The organism is Pseudanabaena sp. lw0831, assembly GCF_016584665.1.
Classification (GTDB): Bacteria; Cyanobacteriota; Cyanobacteriia; order Pseudanabaenales; family Pseudanabaenaceae; genus Pseudanabaena.
Genome location: NZ_BBJB01000057.1, coordinates 1 through 16,081, shown reverse-complemented (window position 1 = coordinate 16,081; position 16,081 = coordinate 1). Strand labels below are relative to the sequence as shown.

Annotated in this window: 20 protein-coding genes and 1 tRNA gene; 8 read left to right on the top strand and 13 right to left on the bottom strand. The window is 44.2% G+C overall.

What is annotated here, in order from left to right:
- The 4 genes from APA_RS10915 to APA_RS25490 all read right to left on the bottom strand — a co-directional run bounded on the left by APA_RS10915 (position 1) and on the right by APA_RS25490 (position 2,395).
- Positions 1-1,443, bottom strand: a complete 1,443-nt coding sequence (locus tag APA_RS10915) for a TldD/PmbA family protein (RefSeq protein WP_201322310.1) — start codon at positions 1,441-1,443, stop codon at positions 1-3.
- Positions 1,444-1,503: 60 nt separating this feature from the next.
- Positions 1,504-1,575, bottom strand: a tRNA-Gly gene (locus tag APA_RS10910).
- A gap of 109 nt (positions 1,576-1,684) precedes the next feature.
- Positions 1,685-2,173 (bottom strand): flavin reductase family protein, encoded by a 489-nt coding sequence (locus tag APA_RS10905; protein WP_201322309.1) that lies wholly within the window; start codon positions 2,171-2,173, stop codon positions 1,685-1,687.
- Between the two features lie 87 nt (positions 2,174-2,260).
- Entirely contained in the window at positions 2,261-2,395 is a 135-nt protein-coding gene (locus tag APA_RS25490; RefSeq protein ID WP_258040775.1) for a hypothetical protein, read from the bottom strand.
- Positions 2,396-2,525: 130 nt separating this feature from the next.
- On the opposite strand from APA_RS25490, the gene APA_RS10900 reads away from it, so the two are divergent.
- The 5 genes from APA_RS10900 (at position 2,526) to hmpF (ending at position 6,775) form a co-directional block, all read left to right on the top strand.
- A complete protein-coding gene (locus APA_RS10900) occupies positions 2,526-2,933 on the top strand; it encodes a GIY-YIG nuclease family protein (RefSeq protein WP_201322308.1) in 408 nt (135 codons plus the stop codon).
- A 26-nt stretch (positions 2,934-2,959) separates the two neighbouring features.
- On the top strand, positions 2,960-3,685 hold the full coding sequence (locus APA_RS10895) for a hypothetical protein (protein WP_201322307.1): 726 nt from the start codon (positions 2,960-2,962) through the stop codon (positions 3,683-3,685).
- 18 nt (positions 3,686-3,703) lie between these two features.
- On the top strand, positions 3,704-3,889 hold the full coding sequence (locus tag APA_RS10890; RefSeq protein ID WP_201322306.1) for a hypothetical protein: 186 nt from the start codon (positions 3,704-3,706) through the stop codon (positions 3,887-3,889).
- On the top strand, positions 3,889-4,917 hold the full coding sequence (locus APA_RS10885) for an ABC transporter permease (protein WP_201322305.1): 1,029 nt from the start codon (positions 3,889-3,891) through the stop codon (positions 4,915-4,917). The genes APA_RS10890 and APA_RS10885 overlap by 1 nt, the downstream gene beginning before the upstream one ends.
- A 169-nt stretch (positions 4,918-5,086) precedes the next feature.
- Positions 5,087-6,775 (top strand): pilus motility taxis protein HmpF, encoded by a 1,689-nt coding sequence (gene hmpF, locus APA_RS10880; protein ID WP_201322304.1) that lies wholly within the window; start codon positions 5,087-5,089, stop codon positions 6,773-6,775.
- Positions 6,776-6,840: 65 nt separating this feature from the next.
- On the opposite strand, the gene APA_RS10875 is transcribed toward hmpF, so the two are convergent.
- Positions 6,841-7,323, bottom strand: a complete 483-nt coding sequence (locus APA_RS10875) for a peptidylprolyl isomerase (RefSeq protein WP_201322303.1) — start codon at positions 7,321-7,323, stop codon at positions 6,841-6,843.
- Between the two features lie 367 nt (positions 7,324-7,690).
- On the opposite strand from APA_RS10875, the gene APA_RS10870 reads away from it, so the two are divergent.
- Together APA_RS10870 and rsmI are read left to right on the top strand one after the other, a co-directional pair.
- Positions 7,691-8,014, top strand: coding sequence for a phasin family protein (locus APA_RS10870; RefSeq protein WP_201322302.1), 324 nt, complete (start codon positions 7,691-7,693; stop codon positions 8,012-8,014).
- 3 nt (positions 8,015-8,017) lie between these two features.
- Positions 8,018-8,860, top strand: a complete 843-nt coding sequence (gene rsmI, locus APA_RS10865; RefSeq protein WP_201322301.1) for a 16S rRNA (cytidine(1402)-2'-O)-methyltransferase — start codon at positions 8,018-8,020, stop codon at positions 8,858-8,860.
- Between the two features lie 22 nt (positions 8,861-8,882).
- On the opposite strand, the gene APA_RS10860 is transcribed toward rsmI, so the two are convergent.
- The 6 genes from APA_RS10860 to APA_RS10835 all read right to left on the bottom strand — a co-directional run bounded on the left by APA_RS10860 (position 8,883) and on the right by APA_RS10835 (position 13,646).
- The gene (locus APA_RS10860; protein WP_201322300.1) at positions 8,883-9,839 is read right to left on the bottom strand and encodes an RluA family pseudouridine synthase; all 957 of its coding nucleotides are present in this window, start codon (positions 9,837-9,839) and stop codon (positions 8,883-8,885) included.
- 86 nt (positions 9,840-9,925) lie between these two features.
- On the bottom strand, positions 9,926-11,620 hold the full coding sequence (locus APA_RS10855; RefSeq protein ID WP_201322299.1) for an AarF/ABC1/UbiB kinase family protein: 1,695 nt from the start codon (positions 11,618-11,620) through the stop codon (positions 9,926-9,928).
- A 140-nt stretch (positions 11,621-11,760) separates the two neighbouring features.
- Positions 11,761-11,946 (bottom strand): type II toxin-antitoxin system VapC family toxin, encoded by a 186-nt coding sequence (locus APA_RS10850; protein WP_201322298.1) that lies wholly within the window; start codon positions 11,944-11,946, stop codon positions 11,761-11,763.
- Between the two features lie 12 nt (positions 11,947-11,958).
- Positions 11,959-12,192: a hypothetical protein gene (locus APA_RS10845; RefSeq protein WP_201322297.1), complete on the bottom strand. Its 234-nt coding sequence runs from the start codon at positions 12,190-12,192 to the stop codon at positions 11,959-11,961.
- Positions 12,189-12,545 (bottom strand): hypothetical protein, encoded by a 357-nt coding sequence (locus APA_RS10840; protein ID WP_201322296.1) that lies wholly within the window; start codon positions 12,543-12,545, stop codon positions 12,189-12,191. Before APA_RS10840 ends, APA_RS10845 begins: the two co-directional genes overlap by 4 nt.
- A gap of 42 nt (positions 12,546-12,587) precedes the next feature.
- A complete protein-coding gene (locus tag APA_RS10835; protein ID WP_236579505.1) occupies positions 12,588-13,646 on the bottom strand; it encodes an ATP-binding protein in 1,059 nt (352 codons plus the stop codon).
- 99 nt (positions 13,647-13,745) lie between these two features.
- Here APA_RS10835 and APA_RS25195 point away from each other — a divergent pair, with 99 nt between their 5' ends.
- Positions 13,746-13,964 (top strand): hypothetical protein, encoded by a 219-nt coding sequence (locus tag APA_RS25195; protein WP_236579504.1) that lies wholly within the window; start codon positions 13,746-13,748, stop codon positions 13,962-13,964.
- A gap of 120 nt (positions 13,965-14,084) precedes the next feature.
- Here the strand turns inward: APA_RS25195 and APA_RS10830 are convergent, their stop codons facing one another.
- Positions 14,085-14,462: an endonuclease domain-containing protein gene (locus APA_RS10830; protein ID WP_201322294.1), complete on the bottom strand. Its 378-nt coding sequence runs from the start codon at positions 14,460-14,462 to the stop codon at positions 14,085-14,087.
- Positions 14,463-14,480: 18 nt separating this feature from the next.
- Positions 14,481-16,081, bottom strand: a 1,601-nt coding sequence (locus APA_RS10825; RefSeq protein ID WP_374101354.1) for a WD40 repeat domain-containing protein, incomplete at its 5' end; no start/stop codon positions are given.

Here is a 16,081-nt window from a genome sequence, read left to right as displayed (position 1 = left end):
TTAGGTAGCACCGCCAAAGACTTCAATGTTTGCAAATAAGCAAACAGGCGAAGCATGTCCTACACGAATTACTTGGTTAGGCTCACCTTTACCGCAAAAGGGAGAACCATAAGCCTCGACGGTGTCGCAATCGCCGACTTTAGTAAGACTATTCCAAAATTGATTGGTGATACCGCGATAGTTAGGATTGCGGAGGGTTTTGGTTAATTTGCCATTTTCAATGAGTTTCGCGTATTCACAGCCAAATTGGAACTTGTTGCGATAATCATCAATTGACCATGAGCGATTTGACTCCATATATACGCCGCGTTCGATATCGGCGATCATTTCCTGAAAAGCATATTCTCCCGACTCAAGATTAATATTTGCCATGCGATCGATTGCAGGACGGTTCCATGAGTTGGCTCTGGCATTAGCTACACCTTCAATGCCAGAGCGCACTTGACTCTCAGAACTGCCTAAACCGCGCAATAATTTACCTTCTTTAATTAAATATTCTTTGGTGGCTGGAATCCCAGCATCATCAAAGGCATAACTAGCAAATTCGCCAGCCATTGTGGGGTCGAAGGAGACATTCATTAGCGATGAGCCATACTGCATGTTGCCAAAGTCTTCGAGCTTGATAAAGCTGCCGCCTGCATAGTTGCGCTCATCGCCTAAGATGCGATCAATTTCTAAGGGATGCCCGATGCTTTCATGGATTTGTAGCAACATTTGATCTGGTGCTAAAACTAGTGCCGTAGTTTCCGTGGGACATTCTGTGGCGGTGAGTAATTCAACTGCTTGTTCACCGACAACTTGCGCTCTTTGTAAGATTTCCTCACGATCAAATACTTCCATACCGATCTGATTACAACGAGCCAGTTGTCCATTATCGCTGCGTTTTTGAATAATTGCGCCGTCTTGGGCTGTAGCGGCATAGTCTGTGGCGATGGTGAGAAATTTTTGATAAATGTCAGAACCATTACTGCTGACAAATTTAGTCTCGATTTCGGTAATTACGGCATAGGCACTAGTTTTAACGATTTGATCGGAAACCTTTAAGGTGTCGCAGATTTCGATCAGGAGTTCGTTTATTTCTTTCGGGGCGATCGCATCCGATGGTTTGAGAAATGGTGAGAAATACTGCCCAATCGCCTTTGGTCTTTGCACGATCGCAAAGTGATGTACTGCCCACTGCGCCGATGTTTTCGCTTGTTGATAAGCTTTCTGCGCCGTTAATTGAATATTTGCGAGATCAAGATGATTGGTGCTGGCATAGCCAAATTGTCCGTTGGCTAGCACTTCGATCATTACGCCATGGGATTGGCTACGTCCATTGGACTGTGGTTTGCGATCGCGTACATACCGAGTCGTATTAATTTCTTGGACTTCACGCAAGCCGATCCATTCGGCAGATGGCAGATCAATATGAGATAAGGCAGCTTTTAAATCAAATTGCATCAGGAAAAATCCGTAAAGTAAAAGGTACGCAATGCGTCCCTTTTACTTTATCAATTATTAAGCGGGTGATGGGATTCGAACCCACGACATTCTCCTTGGCAAGGAGATGCTCTACCACTGAGCCACACCCGCACTTTGCAGTCTTTTGCGTTTAGCGCTTTACTAATATGACAAACATTGGGAACAATGTCAACTATTTTTTCAAGTATTAAAATAAGGCGGCGCTTTGCGCCGCCTTATTTTAATACTTGAAACCATTTTTGCGCGTGTGGATCGCAGATTCGCCTTCACGGAGGCGCTCGCCTGCAATGATGTTTGCCAAAATTACGGTGTGGTCACCTGCATCGAGACTGCCAACAACAGTTGCATCGAGGTAGGCGATCGCATCGGTTAGATACGGTTGTCCGCTCGGTGCAGTTGCAGTTTCGATACCATCAAAAGGATCGATATCTGGAGCAAAACCCTTGGCAAAATGTCCGATGATTTTGCCCTGTCCTTTTTCGGCGATATTAATCACGACAGGACTACCGACTGTTAAAAAAGACTCAATTGGTCTGCCTTTGGCAACGATAATCGTTACTGAGGGCGGAGCAAACCCAGACTGTTGTATCCATGAAGCGAGCATGGTGGCAGTTTTGCCATTTTGTTGAGATGTAACAATAAACAATCCACTTGGGATCGCGCCAATTGCGGCTCCGAGCTGTTCATCTTGAGAAGTGGTAACGGTCATTATTCACTAAAATTATAAAAGAGTTGTTTTAGCTTAACTTAGCAAATAAAAAGCGGCGCAATGCGCCGCTTTTTATCAAATATAAGCCTAGACGTAAGCAGTCTGGAATCCCCACCAGAGTAAGAATCCGATCGCACTCAAAACGACAACGCTAGAAAGCACAATTGACAAAGGGCTGTCAGCATTTTCAAACTTCATGATGCCGCGATTAAAATCTGTCATACAAGCAAAACCTAACTAAATGATTTAGATTACCTAAGCAAAACAATGTAGTTATAGCTCAACTCTTATAGCGATCGCGCAAAAGTAATCAAATCTCTGGGAATAAGCACGCTAGGATAGCAAATTACCTATGACTGAATGGCTTCGTATTTTTTGGCTACCATCTAAACCCGTAAAGAAGTTAAAAGAATTACCCCAAGATGCAGGTGTATATTACATTACGGCTCTATGGATTGTGCTATATGTCGGCAAAGCAAAAAATTTACGCAATCGCTGGAAAACCGCCCATCATCGCTATCAACAATTTAAACTGCTACATCCTTTTGGAAGACTGCATTACAAAGTTTTAACAACTACTCAGCTCCACTCCTACGAAAAAGCTGAGATTGCGCGATTTCGTCCTGCATGGAATGGCACGGCAAGAGTGACCTTTTGGAATTTACTATGTCTGTTTGTGGCAGTGTGGGGACGGGTGATCATTTATGTTTTGCTGCTACTGCTTGCGATCGCTGCTCTTGTCTATTTGCTATCAAATTGAATTTTATGTTAACAATACAAAGATCTTTGAAAAGTCGATTCCGCGCTATTTTTACAAGCATTTTGCTAATTGCACCGCCAAATTTTGCCGATCGCCTAAAAACTCTGACAAACTCCGTAATTAATGACAGGCTGAGTAATCTAGAACTAATAGACGAAATAGATATAACTATAGTGACGATTGCTATCGGTGCATATTGGCATCAAGACTTACAAGAAGTTAGATCGCGAATATTAGGATTACAGTCCCATAGCAATGCTGATATTCAAGAATTGGTGTTAGCTTATGCGATCGCCTTAGCCTGTCGAGGGGAGATGAAACCGCAATCATTTACTAATCAGGTTTGTCACGATTTTAATAAAAGAAGATCTCTCAGTCGCGATCTTAAATCTCAACAAAAGTGCCTAGAGCAATTGCAACTAACGCAAAAATTTGTTAATCAAGGTGCAAGCGCGATCGCAGCCCATAGTGACAATGGATTGTCTGACTCGATCGCTAGTAGTTTGTATTATTTCCTGAGTACACCCCACAGTTGGCACTTAATCACTGAACGCGCTCAAAGGCATCCACAATCGAATAATCCAAACGATCTCCAAATCACCCTCCAATCTGGGGCAATCGCCGCCGCTTTTTTGGGTGAGCTTGGCTATATTGCCAATCAAAATCAGGAAATCTTGACCAAAGGAGCAATAAAAGGCGATCAGCTATGGGCAGAATGGTCTGGAGTTTTTGATGTTAAATTAGATAACTAAGTCAAGAGAAACTGATATATGCCACAGCTAATTGGAATTTTGCTACTAATCGCCTACATATTTGGCGCTATAAAATTTTTGTTGGGATTTCGTCGCACCGATTTTGAAGGTAATCAGATCGGACTAGCCTTGCTCTGGCCAGTCTTATTCGTCATGAATGGCAACTACCGCAAAAATTTCTTTAAAGCACTTAAAGGCTCCTAATGACTTGGTGGAAAAGACTCAGAGCCAATCCTCTAGCTTGGATTGGTATTGTAATTTTAACGACTTTCTATGGCTTGGCTCTATTTGCGAATTTTGTAACCCCCTATGGTGTTAATGAATCAGCTAAAAATGGAGCATTACTACCGCCCACCCAAATTCATTGGCGCGATCGCCAAGGGCAATATATTGGTGCTCATGTCTATCCGACTACTCAGGGCAAAGTCGATATGGAAACTGGCGATCGCGCCTTAATCGTTGACTACACCAAACCCTCACAGATTCAGCTTTTTCATGGTGGACATTTGTTTAGTTCCACTAGTAGTGCCCAACTGAATATACTTGGAACCGATGAGCAAGGACGGGATCAGCTGACCCGCTTACTTTATGGCGGTAGGATTAGTCTCTTAATTGGCTTTATTGGGACAATTATCTCCTACACTGTAGGCTGCCTTGTTGGTGGTATTTCAGGCTATGTTGGCGGCTGGCTTGATGTGGTATTAATGCGTTTTGTCGAGGTCCTGATGTCAGTTCCTTCAATTTATTTGTTAGTAGCATTAACTGCAATTTTGCCACCTGAAATCAGTAATACTGAGCGATTCGCGTTAATCATTGCGATCATTTCATTTGTATCATGGGCAGGACTAGCAAGAATTATTCGAGGACAAGTACTGTCCATCAAAGAACAGACTTTTATTTTGGCAGCTCGTGCATCAGGAGCAAGCCCATTAAGGATCATTGTCAATCACGTCTTACCACAAACCATCACATTTATTATTATCTCAGCAACCCTCGATATCCCCCGATTTATCGTTGTAGAAGCAGTTTTAAGTCTTGTAGGATTGGGCATCCAGCCGCCTGATCCCTCATGGGGTAATATGCTGTCTGTGTCTACAAATGCCTCGATTGTAATTCTGCAACCTTGGCTTGTATGGGTTCCTGCATTAGCGATCGTATTGACGGTGCTATCATTTAATCTCTTGGGTGATAGTTTACGCGATGCCCTTGACCCCAAAAACATTAGGCAATAGACTTTTTAAAAAAAGTCCCAACAGTCTTAAAATATGTCGCCAAAATGCTTAGGTAATTAGGTAGTATGAGACTAGGATTTAGGCTATTTTGTATTGTTTGTGACGGGTTTTTGCTCTTTCGTCATGTCAATCTGAAAGTTAGCATCAGCAAAATAGGAGTATATTCAGCGTGCAGTACTTAGCGGAACTTCAAATATCGAAAGCAGCTTTTGGATTAGGCGGTAACTCGTCAGTCCGTCTATTAGCACGTAATACGGGTGAAAATATTTGGCAGCCGATTACTAACGAACAAGTTTTACCAATTCAAGATGCGGCGCAGGCGAAAGAATTTAAAGATGGTCAGATGGTAATTGCCGAGATCACTGGCAGTAACCAAGTGCAAAGTATCCAAGATGCTTCTAAAAAAATTGTCAATATCTTGCAGGCTTTTTCGCGATCGCAAGAAAAAAATAAATCCGCCGAAGAAGAAGTTGAACAGTGGAAGCAATCTCTTAATTTTCAGAGCCAAGAGTTGCATCGGCGTGAGCAGGAGTTAGAGCAAAAAGAACTAGAGCTAGAACATCTTGATGCTAGAAAACAAGAAATTGAGGAGTTAGAATCCAAGTTTGGCAAAGAGCGCGGTGAAATTGAGCAATTACGCAAAAATATTGAATTAGAACGGGGGCAGTTTGAAGCTAAGGCAGCAGCCTTAACTGTCGATCAGGCTGAGCATATCAAAACGCTGATCGGCCAGTTATCAACAAGTTTTACAAATCCAGACTCTCTTAGGACCAGAATCCATAGCGCTATTGATCTGCTCAACCAACGTCAAGAGATACTTACAGGATTTTGGCAAAATTTAGATAGACTAAAAAATGAAGCTGAGAAGCAAAAAGGTAGTCTAAGCAAATCAACAGAAGACCTTAATGTGCGTAAGACTCAATGGCAACATACTCAAGTTGCTCTTGCCGATGCTCAAGCGGAGCTTAAAGCTCAGCGTGGCATCCTGAAGTTACAGGAAAATAATATGGCGATGTCTAGGGTGCAACTTGACGATCAAATTGACCTCTATCAGCAGACATTCAATGCGATCGAGGAGTTTGGGGGGCCAGGCAGTATGGATGTACTTAGTCCAGAAGAAGAAAGCCGCTTACAGTCAATGTCTATTGAAGAACTAGAATCGACAATTAAGGCATTACAAGCTGATTTTGATAGGTTAGCTAATTATGTTAGTGCTCAAGAAGATGAGCTAGCTGGGCTTGAAGGCGAAATTGCAGATCTACAGAGTCAGGTAGAAACTGCGGATCAATTTGATCGCATTGAACTAGAAAGCAATAAGGATTTTGCAGAAGAGCAGTACAAGGTTCTTGAAGATAGCGTGATGGGGTCAAGAGGGGCAATGCAACAGCGCCTTTCCATTCTAAATAAGCAAAAGGCAATTCTGGATCGTCGCAAAGGACTTGCGGTTGATTCAAATCCAGTCCAAAGTTTATTGCCTTTGTTATCGCAAATTGAATCCCAAAAGAACCGCCAAGAACAAGAACTGCGGAAGATGGAAAGCCAAATTGAGGCAGTTAGAAATTATACGCAGCAGCAGCAAGATGTTCTCGCTAAGCAAACTCAGGAACATCAGCAACAAGAGCAATCAATTCGTGCAGCCGAAGCTCAACAGCAAGATCAGATTAGAGTTGTGGCTGAGTTGTTGGGGCAAATTAGCGCTCAGGAGCAGCTTTTACGTCCTGTGCAGGATATTGTGGACACGTTACGTCCGCAGTTAGAGGCGGCGGTTCAGGATTTGGGAGTTATGTCAAATGGTAATAGCTCCTCAAAAATTCTCACTGACTTACAATCCGTTATTCAGAGTTTAGTTTCTTCTTAAGAAAACTAAAACAAAAAAAGCAAAGATCCTACCTAGCGGGATCTTTGCTTTTTTTGTTTTAGTTTTTATTCTTCCACTTTAATTGAGAGGATTTTGTCACCACGACGAATTGCTTGTGCGACTTCGGTATCTTCTGTATAACCAAAAGCTGCGTATTGACCATCCAAAAATGATGCATCACCAAGGGTGATGAAAAATTGACTAGTAGCACTGTTAGGATCATTCGTGCGGGCCATTGAGAAAACACCTGCTTTGTTGTGCTTAATTACGGGCTTTTTACCACCAGTTAGGATGTTGCCAATGGTGGCTTCAGTATCGCCATCAGCCCAGATTTCGAGTTTGATGCGATCGCCTGATCCACCAGTACCATTACCAAGGGGATCGCCGCCTTGAATTACAAATCCTGGTTCGACACGATGAAAAGTTAGTCCATCATAAAAACCATGCTTGGCTAGGTCTACGAAATTTTTGACAGTGATTGGGGCGTGTTGATCGTCAAACTCAGCACGGATGGTTCCCTTAGCAGTCTCGATTACAGCACGGATCATAAGTAGACTTACCTAAAAGTTTTTGAAATTTAAATCAGCTTAAAGTATAGCAACCGCTAAGGTGGTTAAGATGCAAAAACTCAAAAGCAGTGGTAATTCATGAATTACCACTGCTTTTGTTTGTTTTTTATAGCGATGCTTGAATTAGTTCGCCCCATATCACCAATTCTTGGCTGGGAAGGGAGGAGGACATAAAACCCCAAGAATAGTAGCGGCGCAGAGCGCCGCTACTATTCTTGGGGTTTTAGAATTTGCATTTCTATAGTCAAAAACAGTGGAGTGGGGCTAAGCCCCACTCCACTGTTTTTGACAGAGAAGGAAGTAGTATGATGGAGTGATAGATCGGCTTTGAGGATCACATATAGTTATGGATAGCAATAATTTGCTCAAGCAGTTACTCATGCTTGGAGTTGGCACGACTTCGATGGTGCTAGAAAAAATAAAAGAAGCTAGTGAAGATTGGGTCAAAGATGGCAAAATCGATCCTGAACAGGCTTCAGAGATCCTCAATGATATTGCAAGCCGACTCAAGTCAGAACAGGGAAATCTGGAGACTTTAATTCAGCGGCAGATTCGTAATGTGATGCAAGATTTGGGTGTACCACGTCAAAATGAAATGGATGAATTGCGTGGGCGAATCGATCGCCTAGAGCGTCAGCTTCGCGAATTAGAAAATAAACAGTGGCGCTAATTAATGGAAGCTTCAGGGATTCTGTATTTGGTGGGTACGCCGATCGGTAATTTGGAGGATATGACTTTCAGAGCGATCGCGACGCTGAAACAGGTGGATTTAATTGCGGCGGAGGATACTAGACATACGGGGAAGCTGCTGCATCATTTTGGGATTGAGACTCCGCAGACAAGCTATCACGAACATAATGCTTTTAAGCGTGTCCCCGAACTAGTAGAAAAGTTGTTGCAAGGTATGGCGATCGCCTTAGTCACCGATGCAGGAATGCCCGCGATTTCTGACCCTGGGGTAGAACTTGTACAGGGTTGTATTGCAGCAGGAATTCGGATTGTCCCGATTCCTGTCGTCACCGCAGGGATTGCCGCATTAACGGCATCAGGATTAGCGACACAGCATTTTGGGTTTGATGGATTTTTGCCAACTGATAAAAAAGAAAAACGCGATCGCCTCGAAATTTTGCGATTAGAAACTCGCACGATGATTCTTTATGAATCGCCACATCGGTTATTGCGAACTCTCGAAGAGCTTGCCGAAAGTTTGGGAAGAGATCGTCGAATTGCGATCGCTAGAGAATTAACCAAATTACATGAGGAGTTTTGGCGCGGTTCCATCGAAGATGCGATCGCCCATTTTACGATTCAGGCTCCTAGAGGCGAATTTACATTGGTTTTAGAAGGAGCGAAAGCTCGTCTAAAACCTGCTTGGACAGAGGACGTAATTTTAAAAGAGTTGCAAAATTTGATTGATTCTGGTGTTTCGCGATCAGAGGCAAGCCGTCAATTAGCCGAACTAGCCGATTTACCACGCCGCCAAATTTATCAGCTAGCGCTGACGCTACAAGAATAAAATGTTGTGCTCGCACAACATTTTATTTTCTGCGGCGTAAAAAAGCTAATAGCTTCTCGAAGCCTTCGGGTAAGGGGGCAGTATTTTCAATTAATGCGCCTGAAACTGGATGGGTAAAGGTAAGCCGCCATGCATGTAGTGCTTGACCTGTAAGATATTGCGAAGTTTCCTTGTTTGGATATCCATAGACAGGATCGCCAGCGATCGCCCAGCCCATATATGCCGAATGCACCCGAATTTGATGGGTGCGCCCTGTTTCTAAATCAAACTTAACAAGCGTGTAATTTCCTAGACGCTCCTGAATTTGCCAATGCGTAATCGCTTTTCTGCCATCGGCAATGACTGCCATTTTTTTGCGATCGCTCTTGTGTCTAGCGATCGCAGCGTCAATTATGCCTGATTCACCCTTGGGTACGCCGCGCACAATGCCTAGATATTCCCGTCGCGCTGTTTTTGCTTGAATCTGGGCTTGTAAATCTTGATGAGCGCGATCGCTCTTGGCAACCACCATTACGCCACTGGTATCTTTATCTAAACGATGCACAATCCCTGGGCGCTGAGTTCCATTTATCCCCGACAGCTCTGTGCAATGTGCTAAAAGCGCATTCACTAGAGTCCCATCGCTATGTCCCGCCGCAGGATGGACGACTATTCCCGCAGCTTTATTAATTACAATTAAATGTTCATCTTCGTACAAAACATCTAGGGGAATTTCTTGGGCAACGATATCAAGGGGCGTTGCGTCGGGAGTAATTAGCTGAATGCGATCGCCTGCTTTGATTAAATCCTTTTTGTTATTACAAAGAACGTCATTAACGGTGACATAGCCTTCATCAATTAATGCTTGTACTCGCGATCGTGATAGTTCGGTGAGGTGATGAGCTAAGAAGCGATCAATTCGCTCAGATTTAATCAAATCTGTCCCGACTTTAATCAAGTTAGTATTATTATTCGCTGTAGGAATGATTTCTAGATTCATATCAAATTTGATTGTACATGTAAAAAGGAAAATCGACCGCTACGCGGTCGATTTTCCTTTTTTTGTTTTTGATTACGCCAAGTTTGTTAATTGATATTTTGAAAGGCAGCGAAGGGGAGAGCCGCTGCGATCGCTTTAGGAACTGCTCCAGTTAGAGTCTTAACTGCCATATCCCATAACTTCGCAGGTTCAAGATCAGCACCGATCATTTGCCAGATCCGCATTAGCTCCTCGGTATGAAGGCGATTATCTTCGGTAAGAGCTAACAAAATGCGGCGGCGGATATATGCACCATCCTTGGAAGTCAAGAATTTCAATCCCATACTTGCAGTCGGGATAATGTCAAAATCACTATCGGATTTTGCGATCGCCAATAAATTCTCCAATCTTGCCCATTGGAACTTATCATCTTTAAACAAAATGCCAACTAATCTTTGACGCAGACTTTCTGATTCATCAGTGAGCAACCGTCTCGCTACATAGGGGTAGGCAACCTGCACAATCTGAAATTCTGGATTTAGGCTCAGAGCCACACCTTCTTGGGTAATTACAGAACGAATGATGAGTGCAAACTTGGCAGGTAAACAGAATGGATAGTCATACATCACTTTCGAGAAGCGATCGGTCACAACTTTAAAGTTGAAGTCTTTCACTTTCTCGGACATGATATCGCCTAAAACTGATTCGAGAGCGTTGACAATTGGCTTCATCTCGATGTCAGGTTGCAGGAATCCCAGTCTTACATAGTCTTGTCCCAGCTCGTCGTAATCCTTATTCAGCAAGTGAACGACTGAATCAACTAACTGCTCTTTGGTGGTGAGATCTAATTGATCCATCATGCCAAAATCGATATATGCCATCTTTCCATCGTAGGTGGCGAAGAGATTACCAGGGTGAGGATCGGCGTGGAAAAAGCCAAATTCTAGAAGTTGACGTAAACCAGACATAACGCCAATTTTTACGAGATTGTCTGTGTTTAGTCCTGCGGATTTAATTTGGTCGATTTCAGTGAGCTTGATGCCATTAATCCATTCCAGTGTTAGGACTCGATGGGTGCTGAACTGACGATAAATTGATGGAACTTTGACATCAGGATCGTTTTTGAAATAACCAGCGAAACGCTCGGCGTTGGTTGCCTCATGAACGTAATCGATTTCTTCAAATAGCTTTAAGCCGAACTCATCGACGATCGCTTCTAAACTATTACCTAAGTTAAGCGGCAAAAGTGGTCCCAGCCATCCTGCAATGCCACGCATGATGTAGAGATCGAGGGTGAGTGTAGGCACTAAGGCTGGACGTTGTACCTTGACGGCTACTTCTTCGCCAGTGTAAAGCGTGGCTTTATAAACCTGTCCTAAACTTGCTGCCGCGACTGCGTCTTCAGAGATGATGCGATAAACTGCATTTACGGGTTTGCCTAGCTCTGACTCAATAATTGCAAAAGCTTGTTGGTTAGAAAAAGGCGGTAACTGGTCTTGCAGTTTCGTTAGTTCTTCTAGGAAATCGATCCTCACCAAGTCAGGTCTTGTCGATAGTGCTTGCCCGACTTTGATATAGGTGGGGCCAAGAGCGGTAATGATGCGGCGTAACTGCTCGGCTAGCTTAGGCTGACTGACTGTGTTGCCTGTCAAGACATCCCAGCCAAAGGCGAGACCAAAGCTCAATGCAAAATAAATTATTTTGAAAATACGTGCGATCGCTAACCAAGGACGACGACCGTAATATTCGGCATTGGCTTTTGCGTCGTAGCGATTTAGCTGTTCGAGGGGATGCTGACTCACGCTGATAAATACCTTTTGTATATCCCATTCAACCTACCAGTATACAAAAATACATAATATATTTGTAATAATTTTTAAAGAGTTGCCATAATTGGGGCAAAGGGCTATTTTAATTGCTCGACATTCGATGCTCGATAAACTTAGACTGTAGACCAGTCTTCGATTGATAGACTTTGGATCTGTCCAAAATCTTTTGCATTGCGTGTAATTACGGTGGCGTTGATAGATAAAGCGATCGCGGCAATTCTTAAATCTCTCGTACCCAAACGTCTAAATTGGCGACGTAAAATCTCAAACTGATGATAAGCGCTAATGTCAAAACTCACTCTCTGTATAGTTTAGAAGAAATCTAAAGCTTTCTCAAACTCTGAATAGGCTAACAGTAGTCTTGATGATTGTGCTGCTTGGCTATGTTTATTAATTTCACTAAGCCATCCTTGGCAAATCTCTTCAGCCGTTATGACTGAGATGGCAAGGTTTTCTGGATCAGTTTGAAATACGCGATCGCAAATTAGAGCATTGCCTTTAAGAAATAAAGAAGCATGATCGGTATCAAGTATCAGTAAACTCAAGCGATTTTTCCCTCTTCATAGTCAGTTGCCGTCTGTGAATCGAGTTCATGGCGGTGAGATTCAATGTTGGTTAATACGGAGTCAAATAGCTGACTGTCCTTGTAAATTCCTGCAAACTTTCGCCAAGGATGTTCAGATTTGGGGATTTCTAGTTCTAAGGATATGACTTCATTCCCCAATAAATTTGCAGTAATTAATCGATCTAATTCAGAAATAGCTGAGTTGCGATCGCTGCTAGTAACGCTATATTCTGGCAGCCCTAATACTCTGGCGCTGACCTTGCCATCTTTCTCGTTTTTGACTAAGACATTAATAGATAGCTTAGTTTGTCCATTCAGCAGTTTAGTGTTCATAAAATTTACCTGTGGCGATCGCATTGGTTACGATGATTAATATTATGACACTTTCAATTGTTCGGCTTCAGCGAGGATGGGGTTGAGTCCGAACCATGTGCCGAGTTCGTCGAGATACTCGAAGACAAAGAGACTGCGAAGGAGGGTTTGATAGCCTTCTTCACCGACTACGGCTTTTTGAGCCTTGACTTGTTGCAGAAGTTCCCATTCATTGGCAGTGATCGCTCTGACGAGGGAATCGCGTTGGGTGGCGATCACTTCTTCGAGGGTGTCGCGATCGATGGGTGGGTCTTGTTTTTGGAGGCAGCCGTAGAGGAGAACGAGGAGGTTGCGAACGTGACCGCCACTGACGGTGCAGAGCCGATCGCAAGTTTCTTGATTTTCAAATACTTGGTCGAGATATTGGGCGCGTTCCTCTGAGGACAGATCGGGAAAAGCACGGGCGAGAACCATGTCGCGTAAGAGGTGGATGCCTTCGGTGTGGAGTTGGTTGTCGCGATTTTTGACGCGCACCATTGGTAGGACTTTGGGTGCGCCGCCGAAGCGATCGCTGAGTGGTGCGATCGAGTTAGAGAAGTTGAGGACGAGGGGGGTGGTGTAGACGATGTGGCAATGGAATTGACGGAGTTTTTCGCCGCGTGTGACGAAGATATATTCGGCTTGGTTGCGTTCTTTGGTGTTTTCGAGGCGATCGAGGCTATCGACGATGGCAACTATCCCTTTTTGTCCGCGTTCTTGGAGTGCCTTGTTGGCGGGTTCGAGGAGTTCTTTGTTGATGAGTTCTAGTAGGTTATCGGTTTGGGGTTCGAGGTGTTGGCGCAGTCGGGCGCGTGCGTCGGGGTTGCCTTTGAGTTTGGCGCTAAATTTGCCGATGCCGAGGAGGTCGGCGGAGACTTCACCTGTGGTGCTGGCGGAGACTTTGCCAATCAGGGGAATGTTCCCTTCGCCTGAGATGCTGACATCACTTTGGAGGACGCTCCAAGTTTTTTGGAGGAGTCCCTGAAAGCCTGTGGGATTAAGTTCGATTTTTGCGGCGGTGAGACTTTTACCGATCTGGCGGGCGACGGTGAGGAGGATGTCGGATATGTCTACGTCGGTCATAACGAGGTCTTCGCTGGAGTCGAGATAGACGACGTGAAAGCCTTCGCGTTCGAGTTCGTATTTGAGTTTGCCGAGTTCGGTGGATTTGCCGCAGCCGATGTGTCCTGTAAAGAGTTGGTGGCTGCGATCGTCGCTACGGGTAATGGTGCGATAGAGTTCGTCGATGAGGCTGACGGTTTTGCGTTTGCCGCTTCTGGCTGCGGTGAAGTCGATGTAGTAGCTGCGGTCTGTTTCGTTGGAGACAATGAGGGTTTTGTTGGGGTTGCAAGCTTTGAAAAATTTGAGAGGGTCGAAGGTCATGGGTTTATGGATGGGTGAACTTTGGCTTCGGTTTGATGTGTTTAGCCCCCTAAATCCCCCAATTCTGGGGGACTTGAAGAGTTTGGATTTATCTTGTTCCCCCCAGAATTGGGGGGCTAGGGGGGCTAGATAGTTCAATCATGGGAAGAACTCTATTTGAGCGAATTTAGCAATTTGGAGCAGGACGTTTGATAAATCATTAATCACTTCTTCGTTGGTAAATCTGAGAACGTGATAACCAAAGGTTTGTAGTTCATCTGTTCGTGCTTGATCGTAGGATTGTTGTTGACTATGAATGCCACCATCGACTTCTATTACCAATTTGGCGCTAGGACAATAAAAGTCAACGATAAATCTTCCAACAGGATGCTGACAACGAAATTTAAGTTGACCGATTTTTCGTCCTCGCAATGATTGCCACAATATTTCTTCAGCAGGTGTTAACTGTTTCCGTAAGCGACGGGCAGATTCTTCGATCTCTCTTGTAGTACCACGAATTCGATTAGAGCTTTTCATATTTTCTCAAATACCTTCTTAATCTCTCTTACCGATAAAAATGGAGGAGAGAAGGGTTAGGTTTCCATTTTTTAGGAAGTTGAAGGAGGTCTTGGGTGGAGGGATGCCTTCACAGGCGGTTTTGGCGCGTTGGCGGAGTTTGCGGTCTTCTTCGGGGATGGTGCGATCGTTGCTGAGGGAGGCGAAATCCCGCAGATGCTCACATATTGCTGAGAGCGAATGATCAAGATTGAGATCCCATAACGTTATTAGTCCATCTGTATTACCCGTAAGAATACTCTTGCCGTCAGGTGTAAATGCCAAGCTAGAGACAGTATATTGAGGATTTCGACGCTCACGCTCTTCTTGACGCTCTTGATCTTGACGCTCTTGATCTTGACGCTCTTGATCTTGACGCTCTTGGAATGTATGCAGCAAGCGACCGTCAAGGCTCCACAATTTTGCCGTGTCATCTTTGCTGCCAGTGAGAATGGTTTTTCCGTCGGGCGCAAACGCTACATTAGTGACGTAATCTTGGTGACCTTGAAAGGTTGTTTGCAATCTGCCATCAATGCTCCACAACTTCGCCGTGTTATCCCTGCTACCCGTGAGAATGGTTTTTCCATCGGGCGCAAACGCTACACTAAAGATAGTATCTTGGTGACCTTGAAAGGTTGTTTGCAATCTGCCATCAATGCTCCACAACTTCGCCGTGTTATCCCTGCTACCCGTGAGAATGGTTTTTCCATCAGGCGCAAACGCTACGTTATCGACGGAATCTTGATGCCCCTGAAAGGTTTGCAATAATCTACCATCAATGCTCCATAACTTCGCTTCATCCCCGCTAACTGTAAGGATGGCTTTCCCATCGGGTGCAAAGGCAATTTTATCGACAGGACGTTGGTTTTCACTCTGAAAGGTTTGCAATAATCTACCATCAATGCTCCATAACTTCGCCGCCTTCTCTCCACCTCCAATCAAATCCCCACTACCTATGAGAATGCTCTTGCCATCTGGCGCAAAGGTAACGCTATTGACATCAGACCGATACCGTTGAAAAGTTTGTAATAATCTGCCATCAATGCTCCACAGATTCAAATTACTATCTGTAACGCTAGTGAGAATACTCTTGCTATATTGCTTGATTTTTATCATAGATACATTTCTTTCATATCTACTCCCAGCGAGAATGCTCTTACCATCGGGTGAAACCGCAACGCTAATGATAGAATTTTTAGGATTTTGAAAGGTTTGCAATAATCTACTATCAGTACTCCATAACTTTGCAATACTATTCCCTCTCCCTCTGCCACTGAAAGAGTTAATTCCACCGTTCGTTAGAAGGCTCTTGCCATCAGGCGCAAAAGCAACGCTAAAGATAGATACACGCTCTCTAAAGGTTTGCAACAAGCGTCCGTCTATGCTCCACAACTTCGCTGTATTATCACTACTGCCCGTGAGAATAGTTTTTCCATCGGGCGCAAAGGCGACGCTCGTGACACGAGATTCTTGGAAGGTTTGCAACAAGCGTCCGTCTATGCTCCACAACTTCGCCGTTCCATAAGTATTTATTCCATCTCCCCGCAGCACTGCCCCACTCCCCGTGACTACGCTCTTGCCATCGGGCGCAAAGGCGACGC

Bases quoted from the DNA above. Each gene is read 5' to 3' on its own strand.
- APA_RS10860 (WP_201322300.1), bottom strand. From the start codon at position 9,839: ATGAATCTAGAAATCATTCCTACAGCGAATAATAATACTAACTTGATT.
- APA_RS10915 (WP_201322310.1), bottom strand. From the start codon at position 1,443: ATGCAATTTGATTTAAAAGCTGCCTTATCTCATATTGATCTGCCATCT.
- APA_RS10885 (WP_201322305.1), top strand. From the start codon at position 3,889: ATGACTTGGTGGAAAAGACTCAGAGCCAATCCTCTAGCTTGGATTGGT.
- APA_RS10830 (WP_201322294.1), bottom strand. From the start codon at position 14,462: ATGAAAAGCTCTAATCGAATTCGTGGTACTACAAGAGAGATCGAAGAA.
- APA_RS10870 (WP_201322302.1), top strand. From the start codon at position 7,691: ATGGATAGCAATAATTTGCTCAAGCAGTTACTCATGCTTGGAGTTGGC.
- APA_RS25490 (WP_258040775.1), bottom strand. From the start codon at position 2,395: ATGACAGATTTTAATCGCGGCATCATGAAGTTTGAAAATGCTGACAGC.
- APA_RS10890 (WP_201322306.1), top strand. From the start codon at position 3,704: ATGCCACAGCTAATTGGAATTTTGCTACTAATCGCCTACATATTTGGC.
- APA_RS10840 (WP_201322296.1), bottom strand. From the start codon at position 12,545: ATGAACACTAAACTGCTGAATGGACAAACTAAGCTATCTATTAATGTC.
- APA_RS10905 (WP_201322309.1), bottom strand. From the start codon at position 2,173: ATGACCGTTACCACTTCTCAAGATGAACAGCTCGGAGCCGCAATTGGC.
- APA_RS10875 (WP_201322303.1), bottom strand. From the start codon at position 7,323: ATGATCCGTGCTGTAATCGAGACTGCTAAGGGAACCATCCGTGCTGAG.
- rsmI (WP_201322301.1), top strand. From the start codon at position 8,018: ATGGAAGCTTCAGGGATTCTGTATTTGGTGGGTACGCCGATCGGTAAT.
- APA_RS10900 (WP_201322308.1), top strand. From the start codon at position 2,526: ATGACTGAATGGCTTCGTATTTTTTGGCTACCATCTAAACCCGTAAAG.
- APA_RS10835 (WP_236579505.1), bottom strand. From the start codon at position 13,646: ATGACCGACGTAGACATATCCGACATCCTCCTCACCGTCGCCCGCCAG.